The organism is Vibrio sp. 10N.261.51.C6 (genome assembly GCF_041471785.1).
Lineage (GTDB): Bacteria > Pseudomonadota > Gammaproteobacteria > Enterobacterales > Vibrionaceae > Vibrio > Vibrio crassostreae_C.
This window is the reverse complement of record NZ_JBFRPB010000156.1, coordinates 1-241: the sequence shown is the minus strand read 5'-3', so window position 1 is coordinate 241 and position 241 is coordinate 1. Positions and strand designations below refer to the sequence as shown.

Sequence of the window (241 nt, the reverse complement as noted above, 5' to 3'; positions counted from 1 at the left end):
AAGAGACGATATTGGGTCTGTAGCTCAGCTGGTTAGAGCGCTCGCCTGATAAGCGGGAGGTCGGTGGTTCAAGTCCACTCAGACCCACCAATATCGACCTAGATGGGGCTATAGCTCAGCTGGGAGAGCGCCTGCCTTGCACGCAGGAGGTCTGCGGTTCGATCCCGCATAGCTCCACCATCTTTAAGCGTTCTTGTTCGACAAAAAGTCTTACGAGAGTCTTTAAAAATGGTTCATTTTA

At 51.0% G+C, this 241-nt stretch carries 2 tRNA genes; both read left to right on the top strand.

The annotated features are described in order from the left end of the window. Positions 1 to 13: 13 nt before the first annotated feature. Positions 14 to 90: transfer RNA gene (locus AB4375_RS21665), tRNA-Ile, on the top strand. A 14-nt stretch (positions 91 to 104) separates the two neighbouring features. Further along, positions 105 to 180 (top strand) — tRNA-Ala (locus tag AB4375_RS21660). Positions 181 to 241: the final 61 nt, after the last annotated feature.